The sequence below is a fragment of the Christiangramia forsetii KT0803 genome (assembly GCF_000060345.1).
Lineage (GTDB): Bacteria > Bacteroidota > Bacteroidia > Flavobacteriales > Flavobacteriaceae > Christiangramia > Christiangramia forsetii.
This window is the reverse complement of record NC_008571.1, coordinates 2,774,558-2,796,760: the sequence shown is the minus strand read 5'-3', so window position 1 is coordinate 2,796,760 and position 22,203 is coordinate 2,774,558. Positions and strand designations below refer to the sequence as shown.

General features: G+C 36.0%; 22 protein-coding genes. 6 read left to right on the top strand and 16 right to left on the bottom strand.

The genetic code is table 11. The annotated features are described in order from the left end of the window. Positions 1-268: 268 nt before the first annotated feature. Positions 269-3,718 (top strand): pyruvate carboxylase, encoded by a 3,450-nt coding sequence (locus GFO_RS12605; protein ID WP_011710537.1) that lies wholly within the window; start codon positions 269-271, stop codon positions 3,716-3,718. Continuing rightward, positions 3,719-4,384, top strand: coding sequence for a uracil-DNA glycosylase family protein (locus GFO_RS12600; protein WP_011710536.1), 666 nt, complete (start codon positions 3,719-3,721; stop codon positions 4,382-4,384). Between the two features lies 1 nt (position 4,385). On the opposite strand, the gene GFO_RS17580 is transcribed toward GFO_RS12600, so the two are convergent. The 12 genes from GFO_RS17580 to GFO_RS12550 form a co-directional block, all read right to left on the bottom strand. After that, entirely contained in the window at positions 4,386-4,520 is a 135-nt protein-coding gene (locus GFO_RS17580; RefSeq protein WP_011710535.1) for a 30S ribosomal protein THX, read from the bottom strand. 3 nt (positions 4,521-4,523) lie between these two features. Continuing rightward, positions 4,524-4,667 (bottom strand): hypothetical protein, encoded by a 144-nt coding sequence (locus tag GFO_RS17830; RefSeq protein WP_173362636.1) that lies wholly within the window; start codon positions 4,665-4,667, stop codon positions 4,524-4,526. A gap of 71 nt (positions 4,668-4,738) precedes the next feature. Further along, on the bottom strand, positions 4,739-5,509 hold the full coding sequence (gene trpA / locus GFO_RS12595) for a tryptophan synthase subunit alpha (protein ID WP_011710533.1): 771 nt from the start codon (positions 5,507-5,509) through the stop codon (positions 4,739-4,741). A 111-nt stretch (positions 5,510-5,620) separates the two neighbouring features. After that, positions 5,621-6,802, bottom strand: coding sequence for a tryptophan synthase subunit beta (trpB, locus tag GFO_RS12590; RefSeq protein ID WP_011710532.1), 1,182 nt, complete (start codon positions 6,800-6,802; stop codon positions 5,621-5,623). 1 nt (position 6,803) lies between these two features. Next, entirely contained in the window at positions 6,804-7,517 is a 714-nt protein-coding gene (locus GFO_RS12585; protein WP_011710531.1) for a phosphoribosylanthranilate isomerase, read from the bottom strand. Then, positions 7,518-8,306 (bottom strand): indole-3-glycerol phosphate synthase TrpC, encoded by a 789-nt coding sequence (gene trpC, locus GFO_RS12580; protein ID WP_011710530.1) that lies wholly within the window; start codon positions 8,304-8,306, stop codon positions 7,518-7,520. 5 nt (positions 8,307-8,311) lie between these two features. Beyond that, positions 8,312-9,307: an anthranilate phosphoribosyltransferase gene (gene trpD, locus GFO_RS12575; RefSeq protein WP_011710529.1), complete on the bottom strand. Its 996-nt coding sequence runs from the start codon at positions 9,305-9,307 to the stop codon at positions 8,312-8,314. Between the two features lie 111 nt (positions 9,308-9,418). Continuing rightward, entirely contained in the window at positions 9,419-10,033 is a 615-nt protein-coding gene (locus GFO_RS12570; protein ID WP_049792134.1) for an anthranilate synthase component II, read from the bottom strand. Positions 10,034-10,043: 10 nt separating this feature from the next. Next, entirely contained in the window at positions 10,044-11,438 is a 1,395-nt protein-coding gene (locus GFO_RS12565) for an anthranilate synthase component I family protein (protein WP_011710527.1), read from the bottom strand. Positions 11,439-11,661: 223 nt separating this feature from the next. Continuing rightward, positions 11,662-12,231 (bottom strand): YceI family protein, encoded by a 570-nt coding sequence (locus GFO_RS12560; RefSeq protein ID WP_011710526.1) that lies wholly within the window; start codon positions 12,229-12,231, stop codon positions 11,662-11,664. Positions 12,232-12,249: 18 nt separating this feature from the next. Next, a complete protein-coding gene (locus tag GFO_RS12555) occupies positions 12,250-12,903 on the bottom strand; it encodes an NAD(P)H-dependent oxidoreductase (protein WP_011710525.1) in 654 nt (217 codons plus the stop codon). Then, the gene (locus GFO_RS12550) at positions 12,887-13,339 is read right to left on the bottom strand and encodes a MarR family winged helix-turn-helix transcriptional regulator (RefSeq protein WP_041250129.1); all 453 of its coding nucleotides are present in this window, start codon (positions 13,337-13,339) and stop codon (positions 12,887-12,889) included. The genes GFO_RS12555 and GFO_RS12550 overlap by 17 nt, the downstream gene beginning before the upstream one ends. Positions 13,340-13,489: 150 nt before the next feature. Here GFO_RS12550 and GFO_RS12545 point away from each other — a divergent pair, with 150 nt between their 5' ends. After that, complete coding sequence (locus tag GFO_RS12545; RefSeq protein ID WP_011710523.1) at positions 13,490-13,804, top strand: rhodanese-like domain-containing protein; 315 nt, start codon at positions 13,490-13,492, stop codon at positions 13,802-13,804. Positions 13,805-13,966: 162 nt separating this feature from the next. Beyond that, entirely contained in the window at positions 13,967-14,647 is a 681-nt protein-coding gene (locus GFO_RS12540) for an outer membrane beta-barrel protein (protein WP_011710522.1), read from the top strand. Positions 14,648-14,993: 346 nt separating this feature from the next. Here GFO_RS12540 and GFO_RS12535 read toward each other — a convergent pair whose 3' ends face one another. The 4 genes from GFO_RS12535 to rlmF form a co-directional block, all read right to left on the bottom strand. Continuing rightward, positions 14,994-15,629 carry an HD domain-containing protein gene (locus tag GFO_RS12535; RefSeq protein ID WP_011710521.1) on the bottom strand — a complete coding sequence of 212 codons (636 nt, stop codon included), beginning with the start codon at positions 15,627-15,629 and terminating at the stop codon, positions 14,994-14,996. A gap of 284 nt (positions 15,630-15,913) precedes the next feature. Continuing rightward, positions 15,914-17,449 carry an alanine/glycine:cation symporter family protein gene (locus GFO_RS12530; protein ID WP_011710520.1) on the bottom strand — a complete coding sequence of 512 codons (1,536 nt, stop codon included), beginning with the start codon at positions 17,447-17,449 and terminating at the stop codon, positions 15,914-15,916. An 81-nt stretch (positions 17,450-17,530) separates the two neighbouring features. Then, on the bottom strand, positions 17,531-18,661 hold the full coding sequence (locus GFO_RS12525; RefSeq protein ID WP_011710519.1) for a helix-turn-helix transcriptional regulator: 1,131 nt from the start codon (positions 18,659-18,661) through the stop codon (positions 17,531-17,533). 66 nt (positions 18,662-18,727) lie between these two features. After that, entirely contained in the window at positions 18,728-19,585 is an 858-nt protein-coding gene (rlmF, locus tag GFO_RS12520) for a 23S rRNA (adenine(1618)-N(6))-methyltransferase RlmF (protein ID WP_011710518.1), read from the bottom strand. A gap of 77 nt (positions 19,586-19,662) precedes the next feature. On the opposite strand from rlmF, the gene GFO_RS12515 reads away from it, so the two are divergent. Next, the gene (locus GFO_RS12515) at positions 19,663-20,973 is read left to right on the top strand and encodes a DEAD/DEAH box helicase (RefSeq protein WP_041250128.1); all 1,311 of its coding nucleotides are present in this window, start codon (positions 19,663-19,665) and stop codon (positions 20,971-20,973) included. A gap of 379 nt (positions 20,974-21,352) precedes the next feature. After that, a complete protein-coding gene (locus tag GFO_RS12510) occupies positions 21,353-22,183 on the top strand; it encodes a GIN domain-containing protein (protein WP_011710515.1) in 831 nt (276 codons plus the stop codon). The last annotated feature ends 20 nt before the right edge of the window (positions 22,184-22,203 follow it).

The window sequence follows — 22,203 nt, the reverse complement described above, 5'->3', positions numbered from 1 at the left end:
TTAGTTTCTCAAAAACCTAAGTTAAGTAAAGATTTTAATATAATAATTCCCCGCCGGTGCGGGGATTTTCATTTTCCATCTCTATAAGATAGCTCAAAACCGAGTTTTCAGAAATACAGGAGCGGGAGATATTAAAATTTCATCTATTTGTTCCAATGTTAAATTCGGCTAAAAATATTCATGTCCTGCCACAGTGGTAGTGGTTTCATGAATTTTTTTATTAAATTCCCGAATAGTTCTTATTTACAATACACTAATCAATATTTAGATGAAAATTAAAAAGGTTCTTGTAGCCAACAGAGGTGAAATCGCCATTAGGATATTTCGAGCATGTACAGAAATTGGTCTTGGTACCGTTGGGATTTACACCTTTGAAGATCGTTACTCATTGCACAGATATAAGGCAGATGAATCCTACCAGATTGGGGATGATAATGAGCCTTTAAAGCCTTATCTAAATATTGATGCAATTATAAATGTTGCCAAAAATAATAATGTTGATGCTATTCATCCCGGTTATGGTTTCCTTTCTGAAAATGCTGAATTTGCCAGAAAATGTAAGGAGAACAACATCATTTTTGTAGGGCCGGATGTTGAGGTGTTAAAAAGCCTGGGAGACAAGGTTACCGCAAAAAAAGTGGCGAAGGAAAATAATGTGCCTATAATCGAAAGTAATGAGCCGGCATTAGAAACGTTGGACATAGCACTTAGTGAGGCAAATCGAATCGGATTTCCTCTAATGCTTAAAGCTGCTTCCGGTGGGGGAGGTAGAGGAATGCGTGTGATTAGGGACGAAGAAGGCTTAAAAAAATCTTTTTCTGAATCTAAAAGAGAAGCCTTGAATGCTTTTGGTGATGACACAGTTTTTATTGAAAAATTCATCGAGAACCCCAAACATATCGAAATTCAAATAGTTGCCGATAGTCACGGGAATATGGTGCATTTGTTTGAAAGGGATTGTTCAGTACAGCGCCGGTATCAAAAAGTGATAGAATTTGCACCTTCCTATGGACTTAGCACTGAAATTAAAGAAAAACTCTATCAATATGCCCTGGATATTTGCAAGGCGGTAGATTATAACAATATTGGAACGGTAGAATTTTTGGTAGATGAAGACGGATCCATTTATTTTATTGAGGTTAATCCGCGTATTCAGGTAGAGCATACCGTTACTGAAATTATTACCAATATAGATTTGGTAAAAACGCAGTTGTTTATAGCCGGCGGATATAAGCTGAGTGATCAGCAAATAAAAATTGCCAGTCAGGATCAGCTGAAAATGAATGGCTTCGCATTACAATGCCGAATTACCACGGAAGATCCTTCCAACGATTTTCAACCAGATTATGGAACCATTACTACCTATCGAAGTGCTTCCGGTTTCGGAATAAGGCTTGATGCTGGTAGTTTGTATCAGGGGGTGACGGTTTCCCCATTTTTCGATTCCATGTTAGTTAAAGTTTCAGCTAATAGTAGAACACTAGATGGTGCCTGCAGAAAAATGAATAGAGCTTTGGCCGAATTTAGAATTAGAGGGGTGAAAACCAATATTCCTTTCTTGATGAATATTCTAAAGCATTCAACGTTTAGAGAAGGAAAAGTCACCGTTAATTTTATAAAAAATCATTCTGATCTTTTCAAATTTCAGGAGAGCAGAAACCGTGCTACCAAAATAGTAAAATTCCTAGGTGATGTTACCGTAAATGGAAATCCAGATGTTAAAGAACTGGATCCTACTAAGACCTTTATCAAACCGGAAGTGCCAAAATTTGATGCTAATGCTGGACATCCGGAAGGAACTAAGGATTTACTGACTAAGCTTGGTCCTGATGAATTTTCGAAATGGTTGAAAAAAGAAAAGAAAATTCATTTTACAGATACCACGATGAGGGATGCCCACCAAAGTTTACTGGCAACCCGTATGCGTAGTTTTGATATGCTAAAAGTAGCTGAGGGTTTTGCCAAAAATCATCCAGAAGTGTTTAGTATGGAAGTTTGGGGAGGTGCTACTTTTGACGTTTGCATGCGATTTTTGCATGAAAACCCGTGGGAGCGTCTTCGTTTATTACGAAAAGCAATGCCCAACGTGTTACTGCAAATGCTGATACGTGGTAGTAATGGTGTTGGATATACCGCTTATCCAGATAATCTTATTGAGAAATTCGTTTCCGAAGCCTGGGAGAATGGGGTGGATGTTTTCCGAATTTTCGATTCTCTAAACTGGATGAAATCTATTGCACCGTGTATAGAATATGTGCGAAAAACAGGAGGCCTTGCAGAAGGTTCTATTTGCTATACCGGTGATATTTTAGATACTTCCAATAAAAAATACGACTTAAACTATTATGTACAGCTTGCTAAAGACATAGAAAATGCCGGTGCTCATATTTTGGGAATCAAAGATATGGCTGGCCTGTTGAAACCTTATGCAGCTCAGGAATTAGTTGGTGCTCTAAAATCTGAAATCAATATACCTATTCATTTACATACGCATGATACTTCTTCCATACAGGCGGCCACATATCTTAAGGCAATAGAAGCTGGCGTAGATGTGGTAGATGTTGCATTGGGAGGTCTTTCCGGACTTACTTCTCAACCTAACTTTAATTCGGTGGTAGAAATGATGAAGTTTAAAGATCGGGAAGCCGACTTTAATATGGAAAAGTTGAATGAATATTCACATTACTGGGAGGCGGTTAGAAAATATTACTATCCGTTTGAAAGCGGATTAAAAGCAGGTACTGCTGATGTTTATAAGCATGAGATTCCTGGCGGGCAATATTCAAATTTGAAGCCACAGGCAGAATCTCTAGGCTTGGCTTCCAGATTCCATGAGATCACCGAAATGTATGCCAAGGTAAATAATTTGTTTGGTGATATTGTTAAAGTAACTCCTAGCTCTAAAGTAGTAGGGGATATGGCGCAATATCTAGTAAGTAATAATCTGAGCATAGAAGATGTCATGGAAAAAGGGGAAGAAGTTTCCTTTCCACAATCTGTAAAAAGCTTTTTTAGAGGAGATTTAGGTCAGCCGGTTGGAGGTTTTCCAGAGAAGATTCAGAAGATTGTATTAAGAGGTGAAGAGCCTTATACTAATAGACCAAATGCACATTTGGAGCCGATAGATTTTCAAAAGGAATTTGAAGAATTCACCAATATTTTTGAGGAAGATTTGAGTAGAAAACCTGAAATCACAGATTTTCTTTCTTATAAATTATACCCGAAGGTCTTTACAGATTCATTAAACCATCATAAGGAATTTGGTAATTTAATCAATATCCCGACTCAAAACTTTTTCTACGGAATGAAGCCAGGAGAGGAAATTCTGGTAGAAATGGATAAGGGGAAGACTTTGATCATAGAATTACTTTCTGTGGGTCAGGCAAATGAAGATGGGCAGGTTGATGTATTTTTTAAAGTGAACGGGCAGGGTAGAACCGTAGTAATTCAGGATAAAACCGTAAAAGTTGAGAAAGTAGCTCATATTAAAGCAGAAAAGGATGATTCTAAGCAAATTGGAGCACCATTGCAGGGTTCACTGTCTACTATAATGGTGGAGAAAGGCCAAAAGGTTAAAAAGAATGAACCCCTGTTTATTATTGAAGCGATGAAAATGGAAACAACTATTACGGCGAATGAAGATGGCGAGGTGGTTGAAATTCTTCATAAGGAAGGCACCATGCTATTTTCTGAAGATCTGGTAATAAAAATGAAGTGAATGAATCTATTTCATCATAAACATCCATACCCGCCATTTATTCCTGAAAATGCGACCAAACTTATCTTTGGTACGCTGCCTCCTCCCAGGTTTACTCAAAGAGAGTTTAAGGAAGACGATGTAGATTTTTGTTATGGGAGCAGAGATGGTCAGTTATGGACTATTCTGAATAAAATATTTGATCTAAACCTGAAATTCGAGAATACGCAGGAAGCCGTTCAGCAAAGGAAAGATTTTCTAATAGAGAGAGGAATTGGAATCTGTGATGTGGTAGAAAGTAGCAGAAGAGAAAAGATCGATGCTTCAGATCTTGGAATGCAGAAAGTGGAGTTAAGGGATATGATCGCAATTCTCAGAGAAAATCCAAAGATTAATACTTTGTTGTTTACCGGTGGGAACTCCAAAAATGGACCCGAGTATTTTTTCAGGAAATATCTGAAAGATTCAAAACATGATATTAGATTAAAGGTGATTTCTAATAAATCCCCAAGGATACATCAGTTTATAGTTGATGGGAGACTTATAAAAACAGTTTCGTTGATTGCTCCTTCGGGAGCTGCTAATATTGCGGTTGGAAGCTCACGGCTATATAAATACATGAAAAAGAAAAACCCTGAATTCAATACTCTTGATTTCAGGGTTCTTCAGTATAAAGAATTTTTCTAATTCACTGCAATTCTTTCTTATCCTGGTTAGCCAGTGTGGTTGGCTTGATCTTAAACTTTTTACGTTTAGGTCTTAGTTTCCCACTGGTACCAATTGCAATTTTACCTCTTTTGGTTTTTTTATCACCTCTTCCCATGAACTACTTTTTGTTCTGCTGATCTTTGATGGTTTTTTCATCTATGTCAACCTTATTCGTTTCTTCATTACGGTTTCCGGTTGGGTTCGTAGGATTCTTTTGATCCTTACTTCTTTCTCTGTGATTATCTTCAATTGGTCCTCCCATAATATTAAGTTTTTAAGTTGACTCTAAGATAACAACAACGCCTCTTAAAACCTCTTAAGAGCCTGTTAGAATTAGGTTAAAGCCTTCACTTTCTTCACAAATGAACCAACGTTTGAAGTTCCATTTTCATTTATGTGCTTAATAAAAGCACTACCAATAATGGCTCCTTTTGCATATTCAGTAGCCTGATTAAAGGTTTCGTTATCTTTTATTCCAAAGCCTACAATTTGAGGATTTTTAAGCTGAAGATCATTTACTCTTTTAAAATATGCTCTGGTATCTTCACCAAATCCACTTGTGGAACCGGTCACACTCGCACTACTTACCATATAAATGAATCCGTTGGATACTGAATCTATAAAATGAATACGTTCGTCTGAAGTTTGGGGAGTAATTAAAAAGATATTTCTTAAACCATATTGTTCAAATAACTCCTGATATTTTTCATGATAAACGTCTACCGGAAGATCTGGGATAATGAGTCCATCAATTCCCGTTTCCTGGCATTTTTTACAGAAATCCTCCACTCCATATTGCAAAATAGGATTAAAATAGCCCATAATAATAAGTGGAATTTCAACCTTATTCCTAATACCTTTTAGTTGCTCAAATAATTTTGAGGTCGTCATTCCATTTTTGAGCGCTTTGGTAGAACTTTTCTGAATGGTTGGTCCATCTGCCAGCGGATCGCTAAAAGGAAGTCCGATTTCAATAAAATCGACTCCACTTTTTTCCAGATCTACAATGATCTTTTCAGTATCCTCAAAATCAGGATACCCGGCAGTAAAATATATTGAGAGCAGTTTATGGTCTTCCTGCAATTTTTGATTAATTCTGTTCATTTTCTACTTTTTCTGTCATTGCGAGCGCGAAGCCCGAAGCATATTTTTTCATCATTCTGAACTTGTCTCAGAATCTCAAGAGACGCTGAAAAAAGTTCAGCGTGACGTGTATTATAAATTAAAATATTCGATATAGGTATTCAGGTCTTTATCTCCACGTCCTGAAAGGTTCACTACCACAATGTCATCTTCCTTGAACTTTCTGGTTTCAAAAATTGCCAGCGCATGAGAAGTTTCAATGGCGGGGATAATTCCTTCCAATTTTGCCAGTTCCAGACCGGCTTTCATGGCAGCTTCATCAGTAACACTTATAAATTCACCTCTTTTGCTGGTAAATAGATTGGCATGCATAGGTCCAACTCCCGGATAATCGAGTCCGGCAGAAATAGAATAAGGTTCGGTAATCTGGCCATCACCGGTTTGCATCAATAAAGTTTTACTTCCGTGAATAATTCCAGCTTTTCCAAGTGCTGAGGTTGCTGCACTTTCACCTGAATTAATTCCTTTTCCGGCAGCTTCCACAGCAATAATTCCAACATCAGGATTATCAAGATAATGATAGTAAGCACCGGCAGCATTACTTCCGCCACCTACACAGGCCACAACAAAATCTGGCTCTTCTTTACCTTCTTTTTCCTTTAATTGATTTTTAATCTCCTCAGAAATTACAGCCTGAAACCTGGCCACCATATCGGGATAAGGATGTGGTCCTACTACAGATCCAATAATATAATGCGTATCTACAGGATTGTTGATCCAGTCTCTAATAGCTTCGTTCGTTGCATCCTTAAGGGTGCGGCTTCCCGACTTTGCCGGAACCACTTTGGCACCGAGCATTTTCATCCGGGCCACATTTGGCGCCTGGCGATCTATATCGATCTCACCCATATAGACGATACATTCCATACCCATAAGAGCGCAAACCGTTGCCGTAGCTACACCATGTTGTCCGGCTCCGGTTTCAGCAATAATTCGCTTCTTGCCAAGTTTTTGGGCCATTAGAATCTGGCCAATAGTGTTGTTGACCTTGTGCGCTCCTGTATGACAAAGATCTTCTCTCTTTAAATATACTTTAGTGCCGTATTTTTCACTAAATCGTTTCGCATAATAAAGAGGAGTTGGGCGTCCAACATATTCCTTCAAAAGTTCCTTAAATTCCTTCTGAAAGGATTCTTCCTGCATAATATCTAAATAACGCGAACGCAATTCTTCTACATTTGGATATAACATTTCGGGAATATAGGCGCCGCCAAATTCTCCGTAATATCCATTTTCATTAACCTGATAGCTCATTCTATGAATTTATCTGAGTTTTAAAATCTTTCAATTCCTTTAATTTCTTTAATCCGGGTTTTAGTTCAAATTTGCTATTTACATCTATAGCATATAGCAATTCCGGTTTGCCTTTTTTATGAAAATGGCTTTTTAATTCGGTAATCGCTCTTCCGTGTTCAGGACCAATCCCTCCACTTAAAAAGAACGGCGTGTTTGATGGATAGTCCTTCAGAATTTGCCAATTAAATTCGGTTCCATTTCCTCCTCTTAAGGCACCTTTTGTATCGAATAAAAAATAATCAACGATTCCTTCAAAAGCTTTTATTTCCTGAAAATCAAAATCATCGCCCACAGAAAACACTTTAATTAATTCTGGCGTATTCCCAGATTTCTGAAGTTCAGTCCTAAGATCTTTAGAAAAACCAGCCGATTCTTCCCCATGCAGCTGAACGGCATTTAAATTATATTTTAAAACCTTTTCTTTGATTTCCTGAATTTCAGCGTTTACAAAAACACCGGTTTTTTTAATTTCCGGATCAATTTCCGGCAGGTCACCGTCAAAGTAACGAGGAGATTTATCATAAAATATCAAACCCATATAATCGGGTTTTAATTCTGATACCTGGATCATATTTCCAGAATTTTGCATTCCGCATACTTTTAAGCTCAATCCTGAACTTTGTCCAGAAGCCGAAGTAACCATGGATTTTTCTTTCATGTTTTCTAGATCCATTTATGCCATAGATTTTAATTCTGTAATAAATTCTTTTGCCGCAGCTCCGGGATTATCGGTTTTCATGAAGTTTTCACCGATCAGAAATCCTTCAAAGCCGTAATTTTTAAGATCTGTAATAGCCGCAGTAGTACTAATTCCACTTTCTGAAACTTTAACGAATTCATTTGGAATAAGCTTTGCCAGCCTTTTTGAAGTATCAATACTCACTTCAAAAGTCTTTAGGTTTCGGTTATTTACTCCGATCATATCAGCATTTACATTTAAAGATTTTTGCAATTCTTCTTCATTATGAATTTCTAATAGAACATCCATTCCAAGTTTTTTCGCGGAATCTGCAAGATAGATCAATTGTTTTTCAGATAAAACCGCAGCAATCAATAGAATGGCATCTGCACCATAGGCTTTTGCTTCGGAAACCTGATATGCATCGACCATAAATTCCTTCCGAAGAAGTGGCGTATTTACGGAAGCTCGCGCATAAAGCAAATCTTCTAATGAACCACCAAAATATTTCCCGTCTGTAAGTACTGAAATTCCTGAAACCTCGGCTTCTTCATATCCTTTTACGACATCCTGAACATTCAGGCTTTGATTGATCACAGATTTTGATGGTGATCTCCTTTTATGCTCCGCAATAATACCGGAACCATTTTTTAAGCTTTCAGCCAGAGAAATACATTTTCTGTCAAATAATACAGAATTCTCAAGTTGAGAAACCGGAATCAATGATTTTTTTAATTCTACTTCCTTGAATTTATCTGCAATTATCTTATCGAGAATATTCATTTAATTCAATTTTGACTTAATTTCTGTAATTTCTTAAAACTATCAAAGGCTTTTCCAGATTCCAGGGACTCCTTTGCTTCTGCAAACCCTTCGTGCGGACTCATATTCCTGGAAGTTGCAATCGCCATACCAGCATTTGCGCAAACCACATTATTTTGAGCCTGGCTGCCTTTCCCTTTGAGAATATTGGTGAGAATTTCAGCAGAACTTTCAACGGAGCCACCACCGGCAATTTCGGTTTGTTTTAATTCTGAAACTCCAAAATCTGAAGCTTTTAAAATTCTTTCAGAATTATTACTAATACTTTTAGTTTCTCCGGTAAGAGAGATCTCATCATACCCATCTAACGAATGTAAAATAGTATAATTCTTATCGGTATTTTGATATAGGTAAGCGTACATTCTTGCCAATTCAAGACTAAAAACTCCCACCAGTTGATTTTTCGGAAAAGCTGGATTTACCATAGGTCCCAACATATTAAAAAATGTTTTTACCGCCAGACTTTTCCTAACCGGTCCAACATTCTTCATTGCCGGGTGAAATAATGGAGCATGTAAAATACAAATATTGGCCTGATCTATACATTTTTCGAGAAAACCGGCATCACTGCTAAATTTGATACCAAGATATTCCATTACATTAGAACTTCCACTCACCGAGGAGACTCCATAGTTACCATGTTTAGCGACTTTAACACCAGCGCCGGCAGTAACAAAGGAGGAAGTAGTAGAAACATTAAAAGTGTCTTTTCCGTCGCCACCTGTTCCGCAGAGATCAACGGCATTGTAAGCAGATAGATCTACTTTAATACATAATTCCAATAATGCATCCCTAAAACCTTCAAGCTCCTCAATGGTAATGCTTCTCATCATATATACCGTTAAAAAAGCAGCGATCTGGGTGTCATTATATTTTCCTTCTGAAATATTAAAAATAACCTGCTTGGCTTCGTCGGTACTTATCGTTTCGTGACTGATAAGTCTATTTAAAAGTTCTTTCATTATTATATAAAATCTTATGATTCGTCAAGCTGAACTTGTTTCAGCTTCTCTAAAGATCCTGACCTTTCGACTTCGTTCAAGGAGACAGGATGACGATTGATATCAATATTTTTACTGAATAGTTTTTTCTGCTTTTTCTTGCGCAACATGTTTTTTAACAGGACCTTCCACCCAGTTTTTGATCATTTTCTTACCTTCGGGTGTTAAGACAGATTCCGGATGAAACTGAACTCCGCGAACATCAAATTCTTTATGCCTTAGCGACATGATCTCGCCTTTTTCATCATAACTTGTAGCCTGAAGGGTAGGAGGTAGGTTCTTTTCTACAACCCAGGAATGATATCTTCCCACTATGAGTTCTTTTTCCAGACCATCAAATAAATATTCGTCATCTACGAATAATGTAATCTTAGTCGCTACCCCATGATGAACTTCATCAAGATTCAATAATTTACCACCGAAAACTTCACCAATTGCCTGCATCCCCAGACAAACTCCAAGGATGCTTTTTGTAGCCGCATATTTTTCAATAATTGGTTTTAAAAGTCCGGCCTCCTCAGGAATTCCGGGGCCGGGAGACAATAGAATTTTGTCATATTCTTCCACATCATCTATATGCAGCTTATCGTTTCTTCTTACTATCACTTTGCAATCCAGTTCCTCAAGGTAATGAACCAGATTATATACGAAAGAATCGTAATTATCTATAACCAGTATTTTCTTTATTTCTTTCATTCTAAATTTCTTCAGCAATTTCAAGGGCTTTGGTTAAAGCGCCTAATTTATTATATACCTCCTGTAGTTCGTTTTCAGGTTTGGATTCAGAAACAATTCCGGCTCCGGCCTGATAATGCAATTCATGATTTTTACTCACAAAAGACCTGATGATAATGGCGTGATTAAAGTTACCTTCAAAATCCATAAAGCCAATCGCTCCACCATACGCACTCCTGTTTACATTTTCAAACTTTTCAATTAGTTTGAGAGCCATAGGTTTTGGAGCTCCACTTAAAGTTCCGGCAGGGAACGTATCAGCAACAATTTGTGGGGTTGAAACATTAGGATGTTTTTTTCCGGTTACCTTACTTACCAGGTGAATCACATGAGAAAAAAACTGAATTTCACGATAATTTTCGACTTTTACATCGCTTCCATTTCGGCTAAGATCATTTCGAGCAAGATCTACCAACATTACATGCTCAGAATTCTCTTTTTCGTCAATCGCTAATTCCTTTGCGATTTCAGCATCTTTTTCATCGTTTCCGGTTCTTTTAAAGGTGCCGGCAATTGGATGAATTTCGGCCCTACCTTTATCTACCACTAATTGTGCTTCAGGAGAACTTCCAAAAATTTTAAAGTTTCCGTAGTCAAAATAAAAGAGGTAAGGGGAAGGGTTTACATTACGAAGAGCTCTATAAACGTTAAATTCATCGCCTTTGAATTTCTGAGAAAATCTTCGGGAAAGTACGAGTTGAAAAACATCTCCTCTGTGGCAATGTTCTTTGGCTTCTTTCACTACAGTCTTATATTGCTCGTCTGTTAAATTAGATCTAGGATCATCGCTCCTACTAAAATTATAAGAAGCGAAATTTTTTACTTTTAATAATTGCTCGATTTCATCGATTTTATTTTCAGAATTATACGAGTGATCAAAAATATACGCCTCATTCTTAAAATGATTGATAGCAATGATATTTTGATACACTGCGTAATAGATATCAGGGATCTGAAGATCTTTCTCTTTTCTGGTTACATCTACATTCTCAAAATAACGAACCGAATCATAGGCGATATATCCAAAAAGACCATTATTAATAAACTTAAATTCGGAAGAATCTGCTTTAAATTTTTTCGAAAATTTCTGAATTTCCTGAGGAACAGAAACTTGCTTGTCAATATTTAAAATTTCTCTGTTTCCATCTGGAAAAGTAGTAGTAATTACATCATTTTCAATTTTAAATGAAGCGATGGGGTTACAACAGATATAAGAGAAACTATTGTCACTGGCGTGATAATCACTACTCTCAAGCAACAGGCTATTAGGGTATTTATCGCGCAATTTCAGGTAGATGCTAACCGGAGTGATAGTGTCGGCAAGGATCTTCTTGTATTTTGTATTTAATTTAAACATGTAAAGTCGATTTTATGCAATAAAAAAAGGCTTGTCGTGAAACAAGCCTTTTTAATTTCTATATTGAAAATAGCAGTTTAGCTCACGAAGTTTGACGTAAGTTATTCCACCACCAGTTATTTTTTTTCATTTTAAACATGACTTCAAAGATAGAGATGAAATTTTTCTAAACAAATATTTTTTAAAATAAAATCCTGAAAGATTAATTTCAGGATTTTAATTCTTAGAATTTTAGATTTATATCAAGCTCAAAATTGTCATAAATTGTTTTGTCCCCAAGATTATCAAAGAAACTTCCAGAGCCATATCTTACATTGTATTTTGATCTGTCTATCGTTAATTGTGTAGAGGCAGACTCTCCGTTCATTTCCAGATCAAAAGTGATTGGGTGGGTTTCATTTTTAATAGTAAGATCTCCAACCACTCCATATTTTCCATTTCCTTTCTCAGCAGCACTAGTGATTACCAGTTTTGCAGTTGGATGTTTTTCAACTCCGAAGAAATCTTCAGACTTTAAATGTCCCTCTAATTTTCCTTTGTTCTCACCGGTTAGGTCTGTAACAGTGATCGAGCTCATGTCCATTACAAATTCACCACCAACGATCTTTTCGTCTTCCATCATTAGATGTCCGCTCTCAAGATCTATAGTTCCGTTATGAGAACCAGTCACTTTTTCTCCAGTCCAGGTAATTGTACTGGACTCCACTTTTACTTCTTTCTTTATATTGGCAAAACCAACTGTTGCTAGTACAATAACTGTGGCGATTCCGCCTTTTAAGATTCTATTTTTCATGATTTCTAATTTTTATTATTAAATAATTTCAATAAGGTCAGATTTTGATTTTCTTACTTTGGTTAAATGCTGATATTGATCATCTTCGCTTCTGTAACCAATAGGTGCAATCACAGCCGTGGTTAAATTTCTGTCTTTTAATCCTAAAATTTCGTCGAATTTAGCGGCATCAAAACCTTCCATGGGGCAGGCGTCGATTTTCTGACTGGCTGCAGCTGATAATAAATTACCTAGAGCAATATAGGCCTGTTTTGCAGCCCAGGTATTTTGAGCATCTGCAGGAAGCTGAAGGGTAGTATTTCTAATCATGTCTTCCATGCCTTTTAAATCCTCCCTGCTCATATTCCTGGTCTCGGCAATATTGTCTAAATATGTATTTACATATGCCTCATTAACATGCGTTAGATTTGCGAAAACCATTAGGTAAGAAGCATCGGTAACCTGTGTTTGATTCCAGGCAGCCGCTTTTAACTTTTCTCTGATTTTTTGATCTTTCACCACAATTACTTCATAGGGTTGAAGTCCGTAAGAAGAAGCCGAAAGCTGAACACTTTCCAGTAGTGTGTTAAGATCTTCCTCGCTTATTTCTTTTCTTGAATCGAATTTCTTCGTGGCATATCGCCAGTTCAAATCTTCGTTGTACGTATTTTTAGTTTTAACTTCTGAGTTCATTTAATTTAATATTTAATAATTCTATTTCGTTTTTATTTAATTTATTTGAAAAGCTATTCTCAACATTTTCAATAATTGGATCTAATTCCTTCAGTAACTGAAGTCCCTTAGAGGTAATTCTTATTTCAATTTTTCGGCGATTTGAAGGGCAAACAATTCTCTCACATAATTCTTTTTCTACGAGTTTATCTACCAGTCTTGTAGTATTACTCATTTTACTAACCATTCTTTCCTGAATAGTAGATAGATTAGCTGGTTTACCATTTTGTCCTCGTAGAATTCTAAGAACATTAAATTGTTGAGAACTTATTCCGAAAGGTTTAATCGCCTCCTGTACTCTATCGCTTATGTGATTAGCAGTAACCATTAAATTAAGTGCCAATTTTTTAGATGGCGACATGGTATCTTTTGTTTTTAATAATTCTTCAATTTTCATTTGTATAAACAACATTTGTATGTACAAATATATAGTGAATTGTAACAAGTTATTTTAATGTTCTGTTAAAATTTCCACTCAATTTCATATCAAGGCTTCAGAAAAAAAAATGAGGTTATATTTACAAAACCAATAATAAAACTTACTACCATGAAAGAATTAAGTCAGGAAGAATGGCAGAAGCAAATACAAAACGATAAGGATGCGGTGCTTTTAGATGTCCGTACCGAAGAAGAAGTAGAAGAGGGATATATCCCAAAATCAAAAAATATTGATATATACAAAGGACAGGGGTTTATTGATGAAGTTGAAAAATTAGATAAATCTAAACATTATTATATCTATTGCAGATCAGGTAAAAGAAGTTCGCAGGCATGCACTCTGCTAGATCAAATGGATTTTGCTGAAACCTATAATTTAATAGGAGGTTTTTCGGAATGGGAAGGTGAAAAGAAAACAGATTAATTCTGAAATTCCTTAAATATTAGAAAGCACCAATTTTGGTGCTTTTTTTATTTCAGAATACTCAATTGATTTTTTTTACGTTAAAAACATAGGTCTAACTATTTGATTAGTCTATTAAATTGATATATTTAGCCCCGATTATCTGTCAATTATACTATAGTTATGAATAGAGCACTTTATCTACTTGTTATTGGTTTATTATGCTTTTCAGCTTCTAACGCTCAGGAATTTAGCTTTGGAATTAAAGGAGGTCCCAGTTATGTTATGGGCGGCCAGATTACAGGTTTAGTAGGTGGCGGTACCGATTTTGGAGGTGTTGTAGAAGGCGATTCTCAGTTCAATTTTCATGGGGGGGGATTTTTCGAGATTAGATTTGATAAATTCCTTATTCGGCCGGAGGTAATATATAGTGCTATGGAGGTAGAATTTGGATTCCCTTCACAGCCCGCAATTTATGCTGTTGATAAAATTAGTGTTCCACTTTTGGTAGGATATAATGTTTGGGGGCCAATTGATATATATGGCGGGCCCGCATATCAGAAAATATTAGATTCAACTCTGGAAGGAAACGAAGCTGATGAACCGGTTGTGGTTCAAAACAGTCCATTAGCGGCACAAGCAGGAATTAAAGCAGCTTTTGGTAGATTTGAATTAGACCTTAGATATGATCGCAGTTTAGCCTCGAAGGAACCTTATGATATTAATATCGTGAAATCTGACTATGGCATAAACAGAGCTTCATTTGATGATTCGAGATTAAATCAAATTTTATTAAGTATAAGCTTTAAAATATTCGATAGCGAAGCTAATCCAGGAAGAAGAAAAGGTGGTTGCTATTTCTAGAAATAATTACACAAGATATTTTAATATGAAAGCTCCTCATTAGGGGCTTTTTTTATTCCAAGAGGTTTTACTTCAAAGGTCGCCTCCTGAATAAATATTTACAGTTTGAAAACATGATTTTTCTGAATAATTAGTTGACTTGCTTCGGAAAAATTTAATGAACTATCAAAATTCATTGAAATAGAGTATAAACAAAACATTCTAACATAGTGAATTAGTGATGGGTTTTTAGTTTTAATGGGGTGCGGGTATTACCTTATCTATTTAATGGATACTCAAAACTATTAAAGTCTCAATTATCTAATATTGGAATGACCGGAAGAATGTGAGAACAGGTATTTAGTCTTTATAATAATTTAGCCCACATTTTCATTAATTTATCAAGATGCTTCTTTTTTACCGGTGATAGCACCTCAATTCCATAGGTTGTATGAAAGCTGTGTGATTGTAAAAAATCAAGTTGAATCCTTAGCCAGTCTTTTTCAGTAATTTTTGGTTGAAAATGTCTAAGTTCTAAAAATAATTTGTTTGAATAATAATCATAAGTATCCGTCCCCAGATAAAAGAGATCTGCATCGGCTACAATATCTTCATAAATATTATGGGTTTTTTGAGGAATCCTGGTTGCATTGATCATCCCGCAGATAATCTCGATTTGTTCTTCAGAAAAACCGTACTTAGGAAGTTCTTTAGTCGCAAGTTTGCAACTTTTTTCTTCATGCTCTTTGCGGCCTAACATAAAACCTGCATCATGATACAAAGCAGCTATTTTAATAAGAACAATTTCAGATGCACTTAAACCTTCTTTTTCTGCTAAAAAGACCGATTTTTCAATGACGGTTTTTGTATGCTCGGCATCATGGTATGTAAGATAATGCGGAAGATCATTTTCAAGCCGTTGGTGGACAATATTGAAAATTTCAGTTTTATTCATCCCAATTCGATTATTACTGGTAAAACCTTCCTGACCTAGTAGAGTCAATAAAAATTAAATAAAGGTTGATTGCTGCCTGAAAAGAGAAATTAGTATCCCATGAGCTAATATCAATTGTATTCATTTAGAATAATTTAGTATCCCATATTCAGAATAGGATCATAAGATTTATACCAAGATACTTTAAAAAATTGGTTTTCAGTAATGAAGAGATTAAACAAAAAAGGAGGCAGGCACCCCAATGTCTGTCTCCATTTAAAAATTGAATCGAAACGAATGTACCTGATAATAGTTTGACCTAATGACGCTTACCTATAAAATATTGACTCTATTCATGCTTTCGATTTTATCAGTTTACGGTAACGCTTTAACTCTTCAGCCACTTTTGGACTTAAAATAAACAGGCCTATCATATTTGGGACTAACATGGAAAATATCATGGCATCACTAAAATCTGTGACCGCACCAAGAGTTGCAGCGGCCCCAATAACGGTAAAAACACAGAATAAAAGTTTATAAGTATATTCCGTTCTTTTTCCTCTTCCGAAGAGATAGCTCCAGGCCTGATAACCATAATAAGACCAAGAGATCATGCTGGAAAATGCGAAGAGAATAACTGCAAAAGATAATAAATAAGGGAACCACGAAATCCCACTTTCCAGTGCCTGGGCAGTTAATAGCACCCCTTCTTCATCGTTTAAAGTCATATTTGGAGTTATAACATTTGTGATGATAAGAACAAGAGCAGTCATGGTACAAACTACCACGGTATCAATAAATGGCTCCAATAGAGCAACTAAGCCTTCGCTTGCCGGATATTTTGTTTTTACGGCACTGTGAGCAATAGATGCACTTCCAATTCCAGCTTCATTACTAAAAGCCGCTCTTTTAAATCCCTGGATCAAAACTCCAATAAAACCTCCAATGATGCCTTGCGGATTAAAGGCTCCATCCCAAATTGAGCGAAAAGCATCTGGAATTAATTGGTAATTCATCCCGAGAATTATGAGTACGGCAAGAATATACATAACCACCATAAAAGGTACTATCTTATCTGTTACCCTGGCGATTTTACGAATTCCGCCTATAATCACAATTCCCACGCAGATGGCCATGATCAGTCCAAAAATCCATCCCCGTTCATAAAGGATACTTTCTGAACCTCCGGTAACATGCTCAAATAATTTAAATGCCTGATTTACCTGGAACATATTTCCGCCTCCAAAACTCCCTCCTATACACATTATAGAAAAAATAATAGCCAGTATTTTCCCTAATTTTTGAAGACCTTTTTCCTCTAAACCTTTTCTTAGGTAATACATAGGGCCTCCAAAAATAGTCCCTTCTGCATTTACTTCACGGTATTTTACCCCAAGGGTACATTCTACAAATTTGGATGACATTCCCAGGAGTCCGATTAAGATCATCCAGAAAGTAGCTCCAGGACCTCCAATTCCTAAGGCGATGGCAACACCAGCAATATTTCCAAGTCCTACGGTTGCTGAAATTGCCGCAGTGAGTGCCTGAAAATGGGATACTTCCCCATCACCTTCTACTTTTGAAGGTTTGGAACGATCTTCCTCAATTCGGACAATATTTTCATCTGAAGTTGGATTTTCAAGGTGTTCATAATCCCCGCGAACTACTTTAATCGCGGTAAAGAACTCCTTTATATTTACAAATCTGAAATAGATTGTAAAATAAAGAGCTCCTAAAATTAAAACGATCAAAACCCAGGGAATCCCGACATTTGGGGTTAGAGGAATTTCAGCAAAAATGCCATCTATAAACCAGCCGGTAGCATTTTTAAACTGTTCATTAATGGTTTCATCTAAATTTTGTGGTGTATTTAATAACAGAAATAACATATTGAAGATTTTCAATCAATTTGATCTAAAAATCTTCAAAAGAAAAGCTTACGTACTGCTGTTTCATTTTAAAACGAATGCTTAAGCATGTGCTTGTTCGTCGTTATTTCCAGTTGCATGAGTGATAAAATTATTCTCCATTGCGAATGTGATTAATTGCTCTTTTCCGCCGCTACCACTAATATTGAGCAATTTTTTAATTTGATAGATGTGGGTTTGAAAACCTTCCAAACTAATATTCATGGCATTTGCTACTTCAGAATAAGATGTATCCACTCCAAAATAGGCGAGGTTGCCCAGAACTTCTTTTTGCCGATCTGAAAAGCTAACTTTTTGATTTTCTTTTAGAGTAGATAATTCGGTTTTCATTGATTTTATGGTATCCAAATGACTTTCATTAGAAAGTTCAAGTCGCTCTAATCTTGCTTTCAATTTTGAATTTTCTGAAGTCAATCTTTCTGCCATAGATTCATGATGCTCTTTTTCAGATAGAAATTTCCAGCTATAGAGTAGGATCGAAAATAACAGGATGAAAAGAAATTTGAATGAAATGGCCGTAATACTCCCAATCATTGCCCAGAACTGCTGATCTAAAAATTCTAAGGCTCTATCCTGAGGAATAATTCGGTGACTTACCGCAATTAAAATTAGTAGAAATAAAGAAAAAGTGGGTAACAGCATAAACTTCATCTTCCTTGATGAGAATGCACTGTTCAGTTCATAAAGAAGGGAAATAGCGACAAATATCGAAACTGGTATGTCTATTAGCCAGATAAAGTTATTGCTTGTTTCAGGATTATTATAAGAAGCGGTGATAAACACAAAAATGATCATTCCCATGACCCCACAATAAAGACCTATAAATTCTTTGGTGCCGAATCGTTTTATCAATTTCACAATAAAACTGCGGTTTTTTGAATGTTCTATAGATGGAAGGGAAAGTAAGATAAAAAGCGAATTGGCAAGAGAAATGATCACCCCGGTATAAATCACAATACTGTTGGTAGAAGACCAGTTGAATATTTCTGTGAATATAAGGTTAAGAACCGCTCCAAGACCCCAGGCAAAAATTGCGATCCCAAACCATTTAATTCCTTGAATAGAATTGTTTGCTGTACCCCGCGATCGTTCTTTTATAAAAATTCGTTGAATCACAATTGCAGTAATAATACATACAATGGCTGTAATGGTAAATTCTATGGTGGAGAGCATAAAAACCGATTTCTGCTAAGATATAGAAATTTCGATCTTGTATGTTTTTAAAAGATTGAGATGCTTTTAATCAAATTTCCAGGCGATTATTCTGCTTTTTTTATTTCCCTGACCCATTTCAATTGTTTTGAAATCGGCTTTTAATTTATTCAAATGCTTATAGATCTTTGGCAAGTTTTCTTTTTTTGAAACCAGGCTGGTAAAATATCCTACCTGGGATTTGAATAGTACACTTTCCTTTATCATTCGTTTTATAAATAAAGCTTCCCCACCATTACACCATAATTCGTTCGCCTGTCCGCCAAAATTTAAAGCTGAACCTTTTTCTAACCCAAGATTCTTAAATTTTCGGGAAGTAGCTTTATTTGCTTCTTCTTGGGAAGCATGAAAAGGAGGATTACATATGCTAAAATGATAATATTCCCCTTTTTTAATCATCCCCTTAAAAATACTTCCACGATCTTCCTGATGTCGGATTTCAATATTTTTAGCTATCGTTGGATTAGTTTCAATATTTGCTTGAGCTATTGCTACCGATTTTTCTTCAATATCGGTTCCCAGCATTTTCCAATCGTAAATTCGGCTTGCCAGAATTGGATAAATAGCATTGGCCCCCACACCAATATCAATTCCCCTTATTTCACCTTGAATATTTTCTTCGGAAAGCAAATCGTTCAAATAATGAATGTAGTCTGCTCTACCCGGAATTGGCGGACATAAATACTGCTTCGGAATACTCCAGTTTTCAACCTGATAATGAAATTTCAGCAAAGCTTTATTTAACTGAAGAACCGCTTCCGGATTTGCGAAATTGATAGTTTGGGTTCCATATTTATTTTGAAATACAAATTCGGATAGTTGGGGATTAGATTCAGTAAGAGCTTCGAAGTCGTAAGAATCTTTATGGATATTATCTGGGTGCATTTTCGGAAATTAAATAATCTCAAAGGTATAAGATTTCAAGCTGAATAAACTTTACAATTTTGCTGTACTTTTGGACCATGGCGAATCATATAAAATCTGAAGAAGAAATTCTGAAAAAACTGAAGATAGCAAAGCTAAACCCAATGCAAAAAGAAGCGGGTACAGCAATAAAGTCTTCCAGAAATACCATTCTATTATCCCCGACCGGAACCGGGAAAACGCTGGCTTTTTTATTGCCTTTACTCGAAGATCTGGATCCGGAGGTTTTCAATGTTCAGGCCATGATTCTTGTTCCTTCCAGAGAATTGGCGATACAGATCGAACAGGTGATTAGAGAAATGGGTACAGGATTCAAAGCGAATGCGGTGTATGGAGGAAGGTCTTCTGCAAAAGATAGACTAGAGTTGAAGCATCCGCCGGCGATCATTATAGGGACTCCCGGGAGACTCGCAGATCATTTGCGCAGAGAAACTTTTTCTTCGGAAGCTATTAAAATTATTATTCTGGATGAATTTGATAAATCACTGGAGATAGGTTTTAAGGAAGAAATGTCTGAAATATTTGATCTTCTTCCCGCTATTGAAAAACGCATTTTAACTTCAGCGACTCAAAATGTTGAAATCCCTGGTTTTGTGGGGATGAAAGATCCTAAGAAAGTCAATTATCTGTCAGAGGAGGTAACCTTATTGAAAGTTAAAACGGTAAATTCTACAAATAAGGATAAACTGGACAGCCTTATAAATCTACTGGCTCATATTGGGAATAAACCCGGAATCATTTTTTGCAATTTTAAGGATAGTATTCAGTTTGTAAGTGATTTTCTTTCTGAAAATAATATTCCGCATGGAACTTTTCATGGTGGAATGGAGCAACAGGACCGGGAAAGAGCTTTGATTAAATTCAGAAATGGAACTCACAGGATTATTATTGCGACCGATCTGGCGGCGAGGGGAATTGATATTCCCGCGTTGAATTTTATCATTCATTATCAGCTCCCATTGAAAGAAGCTGAATTTACACATAGAAATGGTAGAACGGCAAGAATGGAAGAAAAAGGAACCGCCTATGTTTTAAAATGGGAAAAAGAACAATTACCTGAATTTATTGAGGAGTCTTTCATCCAGAGTCTGGAATCTAATTCTATAAAAAAGGAGACCGAATGGAAGACTTTGTTTATTTCGGGAGGAAGAAAAGACAAAATTTCAAAAGGAGATATCGCCGGTCTGTTTTTCAAGCAGGGAAACCTAAACAAAGATGAATTGGGGACTATTGAATTGAAACAGGATTGTAGTTTTGTTTCAGTGGTTTCTTCAAAAGCTCAGGAGGTGATTAAAACCCTTGACAATTCGAGATTGAAAAAGAAGAAGGTTAGGATAAGACTGGTGTAGCATTGACTTTGACTTCATCTGAAGTTCCTATATATCTATCCATAACCGAAATAGATATCTTGACTGGGTCATTTCAGCGATTACTCTATGTATATATGAGCTTTCTCGAGAAGCAGGCAGCATCATTATTTTCAATATATGTAATTGCTTTTTTTTGCGGGCTTTATAATCGGTTTACCTTGAGTCTCTTTGGTTCAATTTCAAGGTTTTTACTGAAATTTGAGAGAATAAAAATAAGTTCTAAAAGTTATTTGATATTTAGATCTACCGAAAATGTCGACAGGTCTATTCTGTATTAATTATTTTAAGTTATTGTTTTTCAGCAGAATAAGAGTTATCTTTAATGGTATAAGCCTTTCGGTTTTCTAATTTCCATACGATGAAATCACTAATATTAGTTTTGTTAATTCTAGTAGTTCCTTTTCAATTAAATGCTCAGAAAAAAGATAAGATTAAGGGAGATAAACAGGTGGTAAGCACTTCCGGAGAGATCAAAGAAAGCTTTAATAAGCTTGAGATTTCAGATAACATAACTGTAGAATTACAGAATGCGAATAGAAATTCTTACGTTTTAACCGCTGACCAGAATTTACTGGAGGAGGTTGAAATTGATGTGAGCGATGAAACTTTAAAAATTTCAACAAAGAGCAAGATCACCGGCAGTAAAAAACTTCATTTAAATCTGAATATTCAGGATTTGAAGAGTCTTATTCTGAATGATGATGCTATGGTGAAAAATAGTTCAAAATTTCAAACCGATAATCTTTCTATAGTTTTAAATAATTCAGCAAAAATTGAATTAGAGCTGGATATTCAACAAAATTTAGAAGTGTATTTCTCTGATAATTCCGGAGGGAAAATAGATTCAGATGCCGGGAATATTTTAATTAATATGAAGAACAGGTCTGATCTGAAAGCGAAATTTGACACACCAAACTTACAAGTGAATCTGGAAAATTCTGCAGATCTAAAACTAGACGGATCTTCTAACCATACGGAATATAATCTCAAAGATTCATCCAATTTAAATGCGAAGAAATTAAAGACTCAAACCGCGGTTTTAAACAGTAAAAACAGGTCTGATATTCATGTAGATGCTTCTAAAGAGATCGAGATCGATGCCGAGGGTAAAAGCAAGATTTACGTTTATGGAAACCCGGAAATCAAAGTGAAAGGCCTTACTGATAAGTCCAGAATTATCAAACGTTAGCAATAGAGAGCATCTTTTTT